The following is a 15,405-nucleotide window of genomic DNA, read 5'->3' on the forward strand; positions in this document are numbered from 1 at the left end:
GCCTAGAGCAGGCCGCTGCCGGTCCGCGCCAGGACGTGGCCGCGGGGTCCGGTAAGCCGGAACCAGCGGCCGGCCCGGTAAAGCTTCTGGTCCCCGTCCCCCAGGAACCCCAGCGCAAAGGCGGCGAAAGCCGCCCCTGCGGGCAGCCCTGCGTCGTCCAGTTCCCGTCCCCAAACCGCGGCCCGGGCGTTATTGACGATCAGCGCACCCGGCTTGTCCGGCACGATGCCCGCTACCTCGGCGATCCCCGCCTCGGCTGCCGCACGCAGCCTGGCGTCGCTGACGGACCCCAACAGCTCCCAACCGCCCCGGGGGGCGCCTACCCCGGTCCAGGACTCGGTGACGGTGGTAGGCGGAACCGGCAATTCGACGTCGCCCTCTCCTGCCCGTGCCAGCCGGTCCAGGACGGAGGACAACGCAACGGTGACATCCGTTCCGGAGGGTTCCGCCAGTGCCATGGTGCGCAGGCCCAGGATGGTGGGGGTCGCTTCGCCCAGGAGCCGGGGCCGCAGGACGCACACGTAGGCGGCCAGGACGGAGCCGGCGGCCTGCAGGCGGATGGCGCCGTCGTCTATGGCTTTGGCCCGGGTGGCGAAGGTCTTCAGGTCGGCCAGATCGCGTGGGTCGGCGAAACGGAAGGACGAAGTGAGTAGTTCAGACACACCTAGAACACTACCGGCTGCACTCCGGTTGAGTGGTTTGCGGGGCGCCGTCTAGAGTCGGACCATGACTGAAGCCGAAGCCGGACTGCTGGCCCCGCCCAGCGGCGACCCCACCTCATCGCTGATCGAACTGCTGGACCTTGGTGAGCTTGAGGGCGCCCGGACGGATGAGGATATTTTCCTTGGCCCGTCACAGCAGCAGCCCCACCACAGGGTGTTCGGCGGCCAGGTGCTGGCGCAGTCACTCGTGGCCTCAATCCGGACAGTTGACCCCGAACGGTTCGTCCATTCCATGCACGGCTACTTCCTGCGGCCCGGCGACGCCAACAAACCCATTACCTTCGGGGTGCAGCGGCTGCGCGACGGCCGGTCGTTTTCCGCCCGGCGCGTCCACGCCTACCAGGACGGCGTGCCCATCCTGTCCATGATTGCCTCCTTCCAGGGCGACGACGAAGGCATCGAACACTCCTCGGAAATGCCGGCCGGAATCCCGGACCCCGAATCCCTGCCCAGCACGGCGGACCTGTTGGGCCGGTTCGACCATCCGGTGGCACGCCACTGGGCGTACGAGCGGCCCTTCGACATCCGGCACGTCAACCCTGCCCTCTATGTTTCGGCGTCCGGTCCGCGGGAGGCCAGCAACGCCGTGTGGATGAAGACGTTCGGGCCGATGCCTGATGACGCCAACCTGCACCGCGCCGCCCTGGCGTACGCCAGCGACTACACGCTGCTCGAATCCATCCTCCGGCGGCACGGACTGAGCTGGATCACGCCGGGAATGAACGTCGCCAGCCTGGACCACGCCATGTGGTGGCACCGGCCGGCACGGGTTGATGAGTGGCTGCTCTACGTCCAGGAATCCCCCAGCGCCCACGGGGCACGCGGCCTGGCAACGGGCAAGATCTTCAACCGCGGGGGCCAGCACGTCGCCACGGTGGCGCAGGAGGGGATGGTGCGCATTCCCACCGATCCCGCGGGCGCCTGACGTCCCAGGCACCATAAAGTACCAAGCACGCCCAGAAACCAGGCACGCAGAAGGCCGGCACCCTCGAATTCCTTCGGGTGCCGGCCTTCGTTGTGCTGCGCCGGATCCGGGCCGGGCTCCGCACTGTTAGTCGCGGGTCAGGCGCCGGTGGGTGACGCGGTGCGGCTTGGCAGCGTCAGGGCCCAGGCGCTCCACCTTGTTCTCCTCGTAGGACTCGAAGTTTCCTTCGAACCAGTACCACTTGGAGGGGTTCTCGTCGTCACCCTCGTAGGCCAGGATGTGGGTGGCCACCCGGTCCAGGAACCACCGGTCGTGCGAGACCACCACGGCGCAGCCGGGGAACTCAAGCAGCGCGTTTTCCAGGCTGCTGAGGGTTTCGACGTCGAGGTCGTTGGTGGGTTCGTCGAGGAGCAGCAGGTTTCCGCCCTGCTTGAGGGTCAGGGCCAGGTTCAGGCGGTTGCGCTCACCGCCGGAGAGCACACCTGCCTTCTTCTGCTGGTCCGGGCCCTTGAACCCGAAGGCGGCCACGTAGGCGCGGGACGGCATCTCCACGTTGCCTACCTGGATGAAGTCGAGTCCGTCGGAAACGACCTCCCACAGGGTCTTGTTGGGGTCGATGCCGCCGCGGCTCTGGTCGGCGTAGGAGATCTTGACGGAGTCACCGATCTTCAGCTCGCCGCCGTCGAGCGGTTCCAGGCCCACGATGGTCTTGAAGAGGGTGGACTTGCCCACACCGTTGGGACCGATGACGCCGACGATGCCGTTGCGCGGCAGGCTGAAGGACAGCCCGTCGATCAGTACGCGGTCCTCGAAGCCCTTCTGGAGGTTCTTTGCCTCCAGAACAAGCCCGCCAAGGCGCGGTCCCGGCGGGATCTGGATTTCCTCGAAGTCAAGCTTGCGGGTGCGGTCCGCTTCCGCGGCCATTTCCTCGTAGCGGGCCAGGCGGGCCTTCGACTTGGTCTGCCGGCCCTTGGCGTTGGAGCGGACCCACTCGAGTTCCTCGGCGAGGCGCTTGGCCTGCTTGGCATCCTTCTTGCCCTGGATCTCGAGGCGGGCACGCTTCTTCTCCAGGTAGGTGGAGTAGTTGCCTTCGTACGGGTACAGGTGGCCGCGGTCCACTTCGGCGATCCATTCCGCCACGTGGTCCAGGAAGTACCGGTCGTGGGTGACGGCGAGGACGGCGCCGGGGTAGCTGGACAGGTGCTGCTCGAGCCACAGGACACTCTCGGCGTCCAGGTGGTTGGTGGGCTCGTCGAGAAGCAGCAGGTCCGGCTTCTGCAGGAGGAGCTTGCAAAGTGCCACGCGGCGGCGTTCACCACCGGAAAGGTTGGTGACATCGGCGTCGGCCGGCGGGCAGCGGAGGGCGTCCATGGCCTGCTCCAGCTGGGAATCGAGGTCCCAGGCGTCGGCGGCGTCGATGGCTTCCTGCAGCTTGCCCATTTCCTCGAGGAGGGTGTCGTAGTCAGCGTCGGGGCTGGCCATTTCCTCGGAGATCTCGTTGAAGCGCTGGATCTTGCCGTAGATTTCGCCCACACCCTCCTGGACGTTGCCCAGGACGGTCTTTTCCTCGTTGAGGGGTGGTTCCTGGAGCAGGATTCCGACGCTGTAGCCGGGGCTGAGCCTGGCCTCACCGTTGGAGGGCGTGTCCAGCCCGGCCATGATCTTGAGGATGGTGGACTTACCGGCACCGTTTGGGCCCACAACACCAATCTTGGCGCCCGGGAAGAAGGACATGCTTACGTCATCAAGAATGAGTTTTTCGCCAACGGCCTTGCGGGCCTTGGTCATTGTGTAGATAAATTCCGCCATGGTCTCAAATCTAGTGGGTTGGCGGGCAGATCTCACATTTGCGGCCTGAATTGCAGCGGGATCAGGAGCCCACGAAGCACTTGCCACTGGCCAGGACCGGGAGGACCGTAACGGTCACGGCACCTTCGCGCACCTGGCCGATGACGCAGTCCTTGCCCTGCAGCACCGCAGCCTCGATGGCATCCGCCTCCAGTCCGGTGGGCGTCCGGCTCTGCGAGACCTGAAGCACTGTCGGCGCGATGCCCGCCCCGGTCAACGCGTCGCTCACCTGGGCCGTCGCCGGTTTTGGCGTCCCTGTTGCGAGTTTCGCCAAGGTATCGGTGACTGTCCGCTTGACGTTTTCGGTGGCTGCAGCGGCTGCTGCAGCTGCGGCGGACGATGCACCGCCGGAGGTATTCGCCATCGCTTCCCCGTCGGGGGAACTGCCCTGACGGGCTGAACCCGACGGCTGGGCCGACGCTCCCCCGGCGGCGGGTGCTGCCGCCGCCGGCGTCGATGATCCCTCGCCGTTGCCGCCAACCAAAGGGGTGTTTGCGGCGGGACCTGCGGCACACCCTGACAAGAGAGCGGCCAGGGCGGCGCAAGTCAGCGCTGCACCGGCCCGGTTAATCTGCCGGCGGTAAGGGGTGGGACGCATGCTGTCATTGTTCCATGACGACGATGCCTGCGGCCGCCGCGACCGGCCGCAGGCATCCAACGGTAAAGGCCGGGGCAGCATGTGTTGGCGGGCGGACGGACGGCGGCCGGGGGTGCTGCCAATCCGTCCGCCCGGGACTGAACGGGCCTGGTTGATCGCTGATGCGTGTTCCTAGACTTCGGCGAGTTCCCCGGTTTCCAGGTCAAGGGAAGAGAGTCCGCCGTCGTTGTCCTCGATGACCACCGCCGCGGGGCCGTGCTCTTCGGGATGCGCGTCCTCGCGGTCCTCCGGTTCGTCAAGGTCCGGGTCCACCGCAGGGGCATCCTCCGGGGACTGGGGCTGCTCCACGAGGGAAAGCGCAGGCCTGGAAGAGGTCCGGATGAAGTTTGCCGAACCGAAGGCAAGGTCATGCCCCACGGCGTCGGCATCGATGATGGTGGAGTGGTACACCCGGCCTTCCTTTTCCCAGGTGTGGATCTTCAGCTTGCCCACGACGATGACCGGCTGGCCCTTCCGGATACTGCAGCCGAGGGTCCCGGCCAGGTTGCGGTAGCCCTGCACGGTGAACCAGTTGGTGTGCCCGTCGCCCCAGGTTTTGGATTCCCGGTCAAAGCGGCGCACGGTGGAACCAAGCCGGAAGGAGGCTGTTGCCACTCCCCCCGGCGTGGTGGAACTCGTGATCTCGGTGGCTACGAAGCCCCGGATGGTAATCGTTTCGCTCATGTCTACGTCCTGTCTGGATGGTGGCGCCTGAAGCAGGCATCACCAGCATCGCCCCGGGACGCCGTAGGGCAGGAGGCGCGGGTTCCCGTATGTGGACAACTGGCCCAAACCCGCCACGTGGGGAGGAACAGTGAAGGCCGGATGACGCCGCCGGCATCCGGGGCAATGTAAACTTTTTGAGGCGCCGGCCTGCAGGCCGGAAGCTGATGCCTCAGTAGCTCAGGGGATAGAGCAGCGGCCTTCTAATCCGCCGGTCGGGGGTTCGATTCCCTCCTGGGGCACCTTGGTGGCTGATGCCCCGGTCTTCGGACCGGGGCATCGTGCATCTGCTGCTAGGCGCTCAGCCGGTGCGGGGCTTCCACAAGGTTCCGGATCACACTGCCGGCGGCGCCGAGCAGGGCGCCAGACTCCCCCACTGCGGACATCGTGATGTCCTCCGGCGCATACTTGCCCGGCGCGTATGTCTGGACACTCTTCAGCAAGGGTTCCCGCAGCCAGGGTTCCAGGACCGCAAAGTGGCCACCGAGGACCACCGAATCGATGTCGACCACCCGGGCTGTCGATGCGAGTGCGATGCCCAGGCAACGGCCGGCATGTTCAACGGCGGCTACCGCCCCGGGCTCCCCGGCCTCCAGCGCCTGCAGGAGTGCGGCCGTGGCGGCCGAGCGGGAGCCCCCCTCAGCTGCCAGGCCGGCAGCGGAGAGAATGGCGTCCTGTCCCGCTGCCGTCTCAAGGCAACCGGTGCCTCCGCACGAACAGCGGCCGCCGTCCGGGTCCACCACGATGTGCCCCACTTCGCCGGCGTGGCCGCCAGGCCCGGTAAACAGCTCAGAACCAATGACGATCCCGCCGCCCACGCCCACCTCGCCGGAGACGAAGAGGAAGTTTGATGCCCCGTCCGGGCGGTGCCGCAGTTCAGCCAGGGCTGCGGCATCGGCCTCGTTGAACAAAGCAACTCCCAGTGCGGCTTCGGGCAACAGGGCGTCGAGGTCGAGGTCCACATCGATCCAGCCCAGGTTGGGAGCGGCCAGCACCCGCGCGGCGGCCGGGTCCACCAGTCCAGGCACCGCCAGCCCACCTCCCAGGACCTCGACTCCCCGTTCTCCGGCGGCACTCCGCAACCTTGCGGCGAGGACGGCGAGCGCGGCGAGGACCGGCTTGTCCGGGCTGTTCCGGTTGTCACGTTCCTGTACCTCGCGGAGCAGCACCGTTCCGGCAAGGCCCACCACGGCTGCAGAAATGTAGTCCACGTTGACCTCCATTCCTATGACCGCACAGGCAGGGCTGAGTTCCAGCCCAACCCCCGGCCGCCCCCGGCCCTGCGGGTTCAGGCCGATTTCACGGATGATCCCGGCATCCAGGAGGTCCAGCACCAGGCTCGACACAGATGCCTTGGTCAATCCGGTGGCACCGGCCACCTGCGCGCGGCTGGGATGGGTGCCGGTCGGGAACTCGGCAATCGCCCCCAGGACCAGCGCCAGGTTGCTGCGGCGCACATCCCCCACGTTTCCGGGGGCCGCCCCTGCGGGTCCGGGCACTGCCGGCGCCGGCATCACCATCACACAGCTCCTCGGTCGGGCGCTTCCGCCAAATTTCCGGCGGCATGCCTGCCGGACTATTGACCCCACCATACGTCCGTCAATATAGTTCAGGCAATGAACTAAAGCCTCGCAATCCCGCAGGCACCCGATCGCAAGGACGCATCATGACGCTTACCCCCACCCCCGCAGACAAGTTCACCTTCGGTCTCTGGACCGTCGGCTGGACCGGCGCCGACCCGTTCGGCGTGGCCACCCGGTCCGCCCTGGATCCGGTGGAGGCCGTACACCGCCTGGCCGAACTGGGCGCCTATGGCCTGACGTTCCACGACAACGACCTGGTCCCGTTCGATGCCTCCGCTTCGGAGCGGGAGCTGATCCTGAAGAACTTCCGGGCGGCCCTGGCAGAGACCGGGCTGAAGGTCCCGATGGTGACCACCAACCTGTTCAGCCACCCGGTCTTCAAGGACGGCGGCTTCACCTCCAACGACCGTTCCATCCGCCGCTTTGCCCTCTCCAAGGTCCTGCGCAACATCGACCTCGCCGCAGAGCTCGGCGCCGAAACGTTCGTCATGTGGGGTGGCCGGGAAGGCAGCGAGTACGACGGCTCCAAGGACCTGGCAGCCGCCCTGGACCGCATGAAGGAAGGCGTTGACACGGCTGCCGGCTACATCAAGGAGAAGGGCTACAACCTGCGGATCGCCCTCGAGCCCAAGCCGAACGAGCCGCGCGGCGACATCTTCCTGCCCACGGTCGGCCATGGCCTGGCCTTCATTGCCCAGCTGGAACACGGCGACATTGTTGGGCTGAACCCCGAGACCGGGCACGAGCAGATGGCTGGGCTGAACTTCACCCACGGCATTGCGCAGGCCCTCTGGGCAGGCAAGCTCTTCCACATCGACCTGAACGGCCAGCGCGGTATCAAGTACGACCAGGACCTCGTCTTCGGCCACGGCGACCTCACGAGTGCCTTCTTCACGGTCGACCTGCTGGAGAACGGCTTCCCGGGCGGCGGCCCGAAGTACGACGGCCCGCGCCACTTCGACTACAAGCCCTCCCGCACCGACGGCTACGACGGCGTGTGGGAGTCCGCGAAGGCGAACATGGCCATGTACCTGCTGCTGAAGGAACGGGCACTGGCGTTCCGCGCTGACCCGCAGGTCCAGGAAGCACTCAAGACCTCCGGCGTCTTCGAACTCGGCGAGCCCACCCTCAGTGCCGGCGAAACGACCGCCGACCTGCTGGCAGACGCCGCAGCCTTCGAGGACTTCGACGCCGACAAGGCCGCCGAGCGCTCCTTCGCCTTCGTCCGCCTCAACCAGCTCGCCATCGAACACCTCCTGGGCGCCCGCTAGGCCATGGTGCTTGTCGCAGGCATCGACAGCTCCACCCAGTCATGCAAGGTGGTCATCCGCGATGCGGATACCGGGGCATTGGTCCGCGAGGGCCGTGCCCCGCACCCGGAGGGCACCGAGGTCCACCCCGACCACTGGTGGACAGCGCTGCTCAAGGCCGCCGCGGATGCCGGTGGCCTGAATGACGTGGCCGCCATCTCCGTCGGCGGCCAGCAGCACGGGATGGTCTGCCTGGACGCGGACGGGACGGTGGTCCGGCCCGCACTGCTGTGGAACGATACCCGCAGCGCCGGCGCAGCCACGGAACTCATCGCAGATGCCGGCGGCGGGGACCCTGCCGCCGGCGCCGCGTATTGGGCCCGCGCGACGGGGACCGTTCCCGTCGCGTCCCTGACGGTGACCAAGCTGCGCTGGCTCGCGGAGAACGAGCCGGAGAATGCCGCCAAGGTGGCTGCAGTGTGCCTGCCGCATGACTGGCTCACCTGGCGGCTCGCGGGCCACGGGCCGGGCAGTGGCAGGGAAGGACTGGCGGCACTGGCCACCGACCGTTCGGACGCGTCCGGCACCGGGTATTACTCGACGGCGGAGGACCGCTACCTTCCCGATGTCCTTTCCGCCGCACTGGGCCACGTCCCGGTCCTTCCGCGGGTCCTGGGCCCACTGGAGGCGGCCGGAAAAACGCCGGCAGGTGCCCTGCTGTCCGCAGGCGCCGGGGACAATGCGGCAGCCGCCCTGGGAGCAGGTGCCCGCCTGGGCGACGTTGTGATGTCGCTGGGCACGTCCGGAACCGTGTTTGCGGTTTCCGATTCGCCGGCGGCAGATGACTCGGGGCTGGTGGCCGGGTTCGCCGACGCCGCCGGGCATTACCTGCCGCTGGTGTGCACCTTGAACGCCACCCGCATCTTCGATGCCACCGCCGCCCTGCTGGACGTGGACCTGGCGGAGTTCAACCGGCTGGCGCTGTCCGCCGCGCCCGGTGCCGGCGGCCTTACCCTGGTCCCCTACTTCGATGGGGAAAGGACCCCCAACCTGCCGGACGCCACCGGCTCCCTGCACGGCATCACCCGGGCGAACTACACCGCCGCCAACCTGGCGCGCGCCGCCGTCGAGGGTGTTGTCTGTTCACTGGCGGACGGCCTGGCGGCCCTGCAGGAGCAGGGGGTGTCCGCCGGACGGATCCTCCTGGTGGGCGGGGGCGCCCAGTCAGCAGCCGTGCAGGAAGTGGCTGCCAGCCTGCTGGGAGCGGGCGTCGCGGTGCCGCGGCCGGGCGAGTACGTGGCCGACGGCGCCGCCCGCCAGGCTGCGGCGGCACTCACCGGATGCTTCCCCGAGTGGGCGGCAGACGCCGTCGACCTTCCTGTGGGAAAGGACGACGACGGCGTACTGGCGAGGTACCGCCGGTTCGCCTCGCTTTACGCCTGAGGCAGCAATACGCAGAAGACCCGGACCGCCGGTCCGGGTCTTCTGCGCGTGGGGCGCAGGCTCCTGCCGTGACGCAGCAGGAGCCCGCGGTCTTGGATCAGGTCAGGCGTACGGCAGGACAAGCTCCGCGTACCGCTCCTTGACCGTGGCCAGGACGGCGGTGCCGTCCGTGTCCCAGATCTCCTGATTGAAAATTTCCACCTCGATGTCGCCGGTGTATCCGGCGTCCCGCACCCAGGTGCCGATCGTGGCGAAGTCCACGACGCCGTCGCCCATGTACCCGCGGGAGAGCAGCGGATCGGCAGCGATGGGCATGTTGAAATCACACACCTGGTAGGAGGCAATGCGGTTTTCCCGGCCGGCGCGATCGATCTGCGCCTTCAGTTCCGGGTCCCACCAGACGTGGAAGGTGTCAACGGCGACGCCAACTGCTGATGCGTCGAAGGGCGCGGCGAGGTCCAGGGCCTGCCCCAGGGTGGAGATGAGTGCGCGGTCCGCGGCGTACATCGGGTGCAGCGGTTCCAGCACCAGGCGGACGCCGTTCTCCCGCGCAAACGGGACCAGGTCCGCGAGCCGGTCAGCCACGCGCTGCCGGGCGCCCACGATGTCCTTCTCCCCCGGTGCCAGGCCGCCCACCACCAGGAACAGCTCCCTGGTGTCCAGGGCCACGGCTTCGAGGATGGCGGCACGGTTGTCGGCGAGCGCGGCGGCCTGGCCCCCGGCGTCGGCGGCTGTCAGGAATCCGCCGCGGCACAGGGAGGACACGCGCAGTCCCGCATCCTTGACCAGGCGGGCCGCCTTGTCCAGGCCGGCTTCCTCGACGCGGCCGCGCCAGGGGCCGATGGCGGGGATGCCTGCATTGACGCAGCCTTCGACCACCTGGGCAAGTGTCCACTTCTTGGTGGTGGCGCTGTTGATGGAGAGCCGGGAGAAGTCGCTCATACTCCCACCCCGTTGATCCGCAGGTAGTCTGACATCCGGAAGGCAGCCAGCGCCGGATCCTTCAGCAGGCCGGCCCGGTCCGCCAGCTCGAAGGTCCTGGACAGGTGGCATACGGAGCGGCCCGAGTGCAGGCCGCCCACCATCTGGAAGCCCGGCTGCTTGCCGTTGAGCCAGGACAGGAACGCGATTCCTGTCTTGTAGTAGAACGTGGGGGCGCTGAAGATGTGCTTGCCCAGTTCGCGCGTGGAGTCCAGAATTTCCCGGGCCTTGGCATTGTTGCCGGCCTCGTAGTTCTGCAGAGCCACCGAGGCGGCGGGGTAGATGGCAGCGAAGATCCCCAGCAGGGCGTCGGAGTGGTGGCCGCCGTCGCCGTCAATGAGTTCCGGGTAGTTGAAGTCGTCCCCGGTATAGAGCCGCACGCCATCGGGCAGGGCGGCACGGAGGGCCACCTCATGGGATGCGTCCAGCAGCGAGACCTTGACGCCGTCCACCTTGTCCGCGTTGTCCCTGATCAGGCCCAGGAAGGTTTCGGTGGCGGCGGGCACATCGTCCGAACCCCAGTAGCCGGCGAGGGCGGGATCGAACATGGTGCCCAACCAGTGCAGGATGACGGGCTGATCCACCTCCTGCAGCAGGGTGGAGTAAACCTGCAGATAATCCTCCGGTCCGCGTGCCACCTTGGCCAGCGCCCGGGAGGCCATGATGATCACCTTGGGTCCGGCCTCACTGACGACGGCGATTTGCTCGCGGTAGGCCTCAAGGACGGCCCGGACCCCCGCCTCCCCCGTGGGAAGCGAGTCAGTGTCCAGCTGGTCCGTGCCGGCACCGCAGGACACCAGGTCACGGACGGACTTGCCGGCAGTGGCCGGATTGTTTGCGGCGACCACCGAGGCTGCTTCGACGCCGGTGCGCTTGATGAGCTGCTGGGTGGCGGCCCAGTCAAGGCCCATCCCCCGCTGGGCCGTGTCCATGGCATCGGCCACGCCGAGGCCATAGGACCAGAGCTCGTGGCGGTAACCCAGGGTGGCGTCCCAGTCGAGGCGGGCAGGGGCCCCGGGGGTATTGTCGGCCAGGACTTCGGGAATGACGTGGGCCGCGGCGTAAGCCCGCCGAGCTGTCAGTGGTGCGCTGGGGCGGGCCCAGGTGGCACCGCCCTGCAGGCGGTACTCCCTGGTGCCGCCGTCGGAGGAGGGAAGGATGAGGGAAGTCATTAGACGGTGATCTCCGGGATGTCGATGGTGCGGCGTTCGTCGTTGGACTGCAGGCCCAGCTCGGCGAGCTGCACGCCGCGGGCGGCGGAGAGCAGGCCGAAGCGGTGTTCGCGGCCGGCCACGACGTCGCGGAGGAACTCCTCCCACTGCAGCTTGAAGCCGTTGTCCAGCTCGGCATTGGCCGGAACCTCCTGCCACTGGTCGCGGAAGGATTCGGTGACGGGCAGGTCCGGGTTCCACACGGGCTTGGGCGTGTGCGCCCGCTGCTGGGCGACGCACTTGTTCAGGCCGGCCACAGCGGAACCGTGGGTTCCGTCCACCTGGAATTCCACCAGTTCGTCGCGGTAGACGCGCACCGCCCAGGAGGAGTTGATCTGGCCGACGACTTCGTCGCCGCCCGGCGTCTCAAGTTCGAAGATGCCGTAGGACGCGTCATCGGCGGTGGCCTTGTATTCCTTGCCCGCCTCGTCCCACCGCGCGGGGATGTGGGTGGCGGTTTTGGCATTGACGCTCTTGACCTTGCCGATGATTCCCTCCAGGACGTAGTTCCAGTGGCAGAACATGTCAGTGGTCATCCCGCCGCCGTCTTCCTTGCGGTAGTTCCAGGACGGGCGCTGGGCGGCCTGGATATCGCCCTCGAAGACCCAATAGCCGAACTCACCGCGGATGGAAAGGATGCGGCCGAAGAAGCCCTCGTCCACCAGGCGCCGCAGCTTGACCAGGCCGGGCAGGTAGAGCTTGTCGTGGACAACACCGGCCGTCACCCCTGCCTGCTTGCCGATGCGGGCAAGCTCGATGGCCTCTTCAAGGGTTTCGGCCGTGGGCTTCTCGGTGAAGATGTCCTTGCCGGCCAGCATGGCCTTCTTGAGGGTGGCGGCGCGGAGGCTGGTCATGGAGGCATCGAAGACAACGTCCACTGTGGGGTCGTTGATCACCGCGTCCAGGTCGGTGGTCCACTCGGACACCTTGTGCTTCTCTGCCAACTCGCGGATTTTCGCCTCATTGCGCCCCACGAGGATCGGTTCAACCTGGACGCGGGTGCCGTCCTCGAGGGTGAATCCGCCGGCGTCGCGGATGGGCAGGATGGAACGCAGCAGGTGCTGGCGGTAACCCATCCGGCCGGTGATGCCGTTCATGGCGATGCGGATCGTCTTTGTTTCGAAGCCCATGTGTCCTCCACGGTGAGTGAGCAATGTACTCAAGCCAACTGGGAAAGCGCATTCCCACTGCTTCCATGATGCACCGCGCCTTTTCTGTTGGCAAGCGCTTTCCGGAAGTAGTTTGAACTGCCATAATGTGCTTAGCCTTCGAGCCCGTACCTAGACCAGGAGATGCTGTGGCTGCAAGTACCCTTACCGAGGTGGCCCGCCTTGCCGGCGTTTCCCCCGCCACGGCCTCCCGCGTGCTTAACGGTTCCGCCCGGAAGCCGGGCCAGGACATCGCCGAACGGGTCAGGCAGGCGGCGGAGTCGCTGGGTTACGTCCCCAACGCCCAGGCCCAGGGCCTGGCGAAGTCCAGCTCCGGCCTCATCGGCCTGATTGTCCACGACATCGCCGACCCCTACTTCGCGGCCGTGGCCCGGGGCGTGCAGGCAGCCGCGCGGGAGCAGCACCGGATGGTGCTGCTGGCCACCACCGGCGCCGGGCCCGCGGAAGAAAGGGAAGCAGTGGCAGCCTTCGCTGCCCGCCGGGCGGACTCGATTGTGATCGCAGGTTCCCGCTCGTGCCGGGACGAGGACAAGGACGGCAACGCCGAGCTGGCGGCCGAACTCGACCGGTACTGCCGCAACGGCGGCCAGGTGGCGGTGGTGGGCCACCCCGTGGTGGGCGCAACGGCTCCGGAGGGGTACCACGTGGTGAAAGTCCCCAACCGGGAGCTCGCCGGCCGGCTCGCCGCCGAGCTTGCGGGCACCTGGGACGGGGACTTCGTCATCGTCGGCGGCCCGGAGGGCCTCCTGACCTCCGATGACCGCGTCCGTGGTTTCCAGGAGGGACTGGACCAGGCCGGACGCCGTCCGGCAGAAGTGCTCCGCAGCGCGTTCAACCGGTCCGGAGGATATGACGCGGGCCTTGAACTTGCGGCGCGGATCAAGGCAGCCGGGTCCGGGGACGGGCACACAGCCGCAAAACTCTGTATTTTCGCCGTCAACGATGTCATGGCCATCGGCGCGGCAGCGGCCCTGCGGTCTGAAGGGCTCCGCATCCCCCGTGACGCAGCCATCGCCGGTTTCGACGACATTGAAACCCTCCGCGACTTCCGGCCCGCCCTGTCCACGGTCCGCCTGCCGCTGGAGGACATCGGCCGGCTTGCCACCCTGGCCACCGGACCGAGGTCCGCCGGCGACGCCGGGGAAGACGCCTCACCCGGTGACATCACGGGCGAGGTCACGCTGCGGCGCAGCACCGAAGCTGCCGCCTGATGGAGGTGCGGGGGCTGACCGCAGTTCCGGCCCGTCCGGAGGGTGCCGGCTCCCGCCCCGCCATCCTGGTCCTGCCCGGAGGAGGTTATGCCCGGCAGGCCGACCACGAAGCGGAGCCCGTGGCGGGATGGCTGGCATCGCTGGGCATCCACGCGTTCGTGCTCCGCTACAGGGTTGCCCCTGACCGGCACCCGGCACCCTTGGAAGACGCAAAGGAAGCCATGCTCCACATCAGGAATGGACAGCATGGGCTGGCTGTCGACCCGGAGCGCATCGGCGTCCTGGGTTTCTCAGCCGGCGGCCACCTGGCAGCCACCCTGAGCACGGCAGCTGCCACTGGAAACCCGGAACTGGACGTGCGCGCAGCCGTCCCCGACCTTTCGGTGCTTTGCTACCCCGTTGCTTCACTGACCCACGAAGCCCACCAGGGATCGGTGGCGAACCTCCTTGGCGACGCGCCGCCGTCGGACCTTCTCAGGGCACTCTCGCCGGAGCTGAACGTCACGCCCCTGGCACCGCCGGCATTCCTCTGGCATACGGCCGACGACAATGCCGTCCCGGTGAGCAACAGCCTGAACTACGCCCGGGCGCTCCTTGCCGCCGGCGTCCCGGCGGAGCTGCATGTCTTCCCGGAGGGACGGCACGGGCTGGGGCTTGCCGCAGACCAGCCAGGCCCCGGTCAGTGGACCGGGCTGTGCGCGGCCTGGCTGCAGCGTGCCGGGTGGACGGACTCCCCCGCCGCAGCCGCCGCGCCCCGCCAAAGCTAGTCCACTGCCCGAATGGTCCAGCTTGCCGAATGGGCCTGGCCCGGCTGCAGATGCACCAGGTCCGTCCCTGAACGCAGGGCATCCGGCGGGCAGGTCATGGGTTCAACGGCCAGGCCCAGCCGGTCCGATCCGACGGGCTTGTCGCCGGTGTGCACCTGGACCCAGGGCCATTCGGTGCCCCACTCCAGTTCCACGCCTGTCCCTGACGGGTCCAGTACCCGCACCCGGGCGAGGCCCCTTGCGTCCCGCGCGATGTCCGTGAACGCATGGTCGATCTTCACCGGTCCCAGCCGCCGCGATGACCGGAAGTCAAAGGCGTCCCCGGCCACCTGCCGCATGCCCACAGGCAGCAACCGGTCAGGGGTCACCTCCAGGTAGGCGCCGGCCGGAAGTTCCAGCGACCAGTCATCCAGCGGGGACGGGCCAGCCACCAGGTAGGGATGGGGGCATGCCCCGTAAGGCGCGGCCACGGTGCCGGCGTTGACCGCCCGCACCTCGCCGCGGAGTCCGTCCTCGGACAGGGAGTAGGTGACTGCCAGTTCCAGGTCCGCGGGGTAATCGGGGCCGGCCGGAATGCGGCACCCCAGGACCGCCCGGTCCGCGGCCGTTTCCAACACTTCCCAGGGCCTGTGGATGGCCAGGCCGTGCAGGGCAGCGCCGCGTTCCGGTTCGTTAACGGCAGCGGCATAGGACTTGCCTGCATAGGAGTAGGTGCCGTCCGCCAGGCGGTTGGGCCAGGGCGCGCAGATGACGCCGCGGTAGTCGGGTACGGGTCCGTCGGGGCCAAAGCCCACCACCAAGCCCCTGTCCCCGTGGCGCAGTTCCCGAAGCGCCCCGCCGCGCAGGGTGACGACGGCGGAGTAGCGTCCGTGGGCGAGGTGGACTTCAGTTCCGGGCATGGTTCCCTCTGCGTCGTAGTATGTTAGCGCTCACCA

The 15,405-nt window shown here is 67.9% G+C and carries 14 protein-coding genes and 1 tRNA gene; 6 read left to right on the forward strand and 9 right to left on the reverse strand.

The features are described 5' to 3' along the window. Positions 1–2: 2 nt before the first annotated feature. A complete protein-coding gene (locus tag AC1DIP_RS08885) occupies positions 3–662 on the reverse strand; it encodes a DUF8185 domain-containing protein (protein ID WP_476211461.1) in 660 nt (219 codons plus the stop codon). Positions 663–726: 64 nt separating this feature from the next. On the opposite strand from AC1DIP_RS08885, the gene AC1DIP_RS08890 reads away from it, so the two are divergent. After that, on the forward strand, positions 727–1,647 hold the full coding sequence (locus AC1DIP_RS08890; RefSeq protein ID WP_476211463.1) for an acyl-CoA thioesterase domain-containing protein: 921 nt from the start codon (positions 727–729) through the stop codon (positions 1,645–1,647). A 126-nt stretch (positions 1,648–1,773) separates the two neighbouring features. On the opposite strand, the gene ettA is transcribed toward AC1DIP_RS08890, so the two are convergent. From ettA to AC1DIP_RS08905, 3 genes are all read right to left on the reverse strand, one after another. After that, entirely contained in the window at positions 1,774–3,456 is a 1,683-nt protein-coding gene (gene ettA / locus AC1DIP_RS08895; protein WP_141181731.1) for an energy-dependent translational throttle protein EttA, read from the reverse strand. A gap of 61 nt (positions 3,457–3,517) precedes the next feature. Beyond that, a complete protein-coding gene (locus AC1DIP_RS08900; protein WP_477733518.1) occupies positions 3,518–4,093 on the reverse strand; it encodes a DUF6993 domain-containing protein in 576 nt (191 codons plus the stop codon). 171 nt (positions 4,094–4,264) lie between these two features. Continuing rightward, positions 4,265–4,816 carry a single-stranded DNA-binding protein gene (locus tag AC1DIP_RS08905; protein WP_476211466.1) on the reverse strand — a complete coding sequence of 184 codons (552 nt, stop codon included), beginning with the start codon at positions 4,814–4,816 and terminating at the stop codon, positions 4,265–4,267. A 208-nt stretch (positions 4,817–5,024) separates the two neighbouring features. On the opposite strand from AC1DIP_RS08905, the gene AC1DIP_RS08910 reads away from it, so the two are divergent. After that, a tRNA-Arg gene (locus tag AC1DIP_RS08910) sits at positions 5,025–5,097 on the forward strand. A 51-nt stretch (positions 5,098–5,148) separates the two neighbouring features. On the opposite strand, the gene AC1DIP_RS08915 is transcribed toward AC1DIP_RS08910, so the two are convergent. Beyond that, entirely contained in the window at positions 5,149–6,375 is a 1,227-nt protein-coding gene (locus tag AC1DIP_RS08915) for an ROK family protein (RefSeq protein ID WP_476211520.1), read from the reverse strand. 146 nt (positions 6,376–6,521) lie between these two features. Between AC1DIP_RS08915 and xylA the strand changes: the two genes are divergently transcribed. Continuing rightward, positions 6,522–7,709 (forward strand): xylose isomerase, encoded by a 1,188-nt coding sequence (gene xylA, locus AC1DIP_RS08920; protein ID WP_476211521.1) that lies wholly within the window; start codon positions 6,522–6,524, stop codon positions 7,707–7,709. A gap of 3 nt (positions 7,710–7,712) precedes the next feature. Next, complete coding sequence (xylB, locus tag AC1DIP_RS08925) at positions 7,713–9,131, forward strand: xylulokinase (protein WP_476211522.1); 1,419 nt, start codon at positions 7,713–7,715, stop codon at positions 9,129–9,131. Between the two features lie 102 nt (positions 9,132–9,233). Here the strand turns inward: xylB and AC1DIP_RS08930 are convergent, their stop codons facing one another. Genes AC1DIP_RS08930 through AC1DIP_RS08940 form a run of 3 tightly spaced genes read right to left on the reverse strand, consistent with a single transcriptional unit; the run spans position 9,234 to position 12,453 of the window. After that, positions 9,234–10,073, reverse strand: a complete 840-nt coding sequence (locus tag AC1DIP_RS08930) for a sugar phosphate isomerase/epimerase family protein (protein ID WP_477733519.1) — start codon at positions 10,071–10,073, stop codon at positions 9,234–9,236. Then, on the reverse strand, positions 10,070–11,284 hold the full coding sequence (locus AC1DIP_RS08935; RefSeq protein ID WP_476211524.1) for a DUF993 family protein: 1,215 nt from the start codon (positions 11,282–11,284) through the stop codon (positions 10,070–10,072). The genes AC1DIP_RS08930 and AC1DIP_RS08935 overlap by 4 nt, the downstream gene beginning before the upstream one ends. Further along, positions 11,284–12,453, reverse strand: a complete 1,170-nt coding sequence (locus tag AC1DIP_RS08940; RefSeq protein WP_476211525.1) for a Gfo/Idh/MocA family protein — start codon at positions 12,451–12,453, stop codon at positions 11,284–11,286. The genes AC1DIP_RS08935 and AC1DIP_RS08940 overlap by 1 nt, the downstream gene beginning before the upstream one ends. A gap of 167 nt (positions 12,454–12,620) precedes the next feature. On the opposite strand from AC1DIP_RS08940, the gene AC1DIP_RS08945 reads away from it, so the two are divergent. Both AC1DIP_RS08945 and AC1DIP_RS08950 read left to right on the forward strand, forming a co-directional pair. Then, positions 12,621–13,703 carry a LacI family DNA-binding transcriptional regulator gene (locus AC1DIP_RS08945; protein ID WP_477733520.1) on the forward strand — a complete coding sequence of 361 codons (1,083 nt, stop codon included), beginning with the start codon at positions 12,621–12,623 and terminating at the stop codon, positions 13,701–13,703. Further along, positions 13,703–14,470: an alpha/beta hydrolase fold domain-containing protein gene (locus AC1DIP_RS08950; RefSeq protein WP_476211527.1), complete on the forward strand. Its 768-nt coding sequence runs from the start codon at positions 13,703–13,705 to the stop codon at positions 14,468–14,470. Before AC1DIP_RS08945 ends, AC1DIP_RS08950 begins: the two co-directional genes overlap by 1 nt. Here the strand turns inward: AC1DIP_RS08950 and AC1DIP_RS08955 are convergent. After that, complete coding sequence (locus AC1DIP_RS08955) at positions 14,467–15,369, reverse strand: aldose 1-epimerase family protein (RefSeq protein ID WP_477733521.1); 903 nt, start codon at positions 15,367–15,369, stop codon at positions 14,467–14,469. The two genes, AC1DIP_RS08950 and AC1DIP_RS08955, sit on opposite strands and share 4 nt — an antisense overlap. Between the last annotated feature and the right edge of the window lie 36 nt (positions 15,370–15,405).

Source organism: Pseudarthrobacter sp. 05T312 (assembly GCF_056396685.1).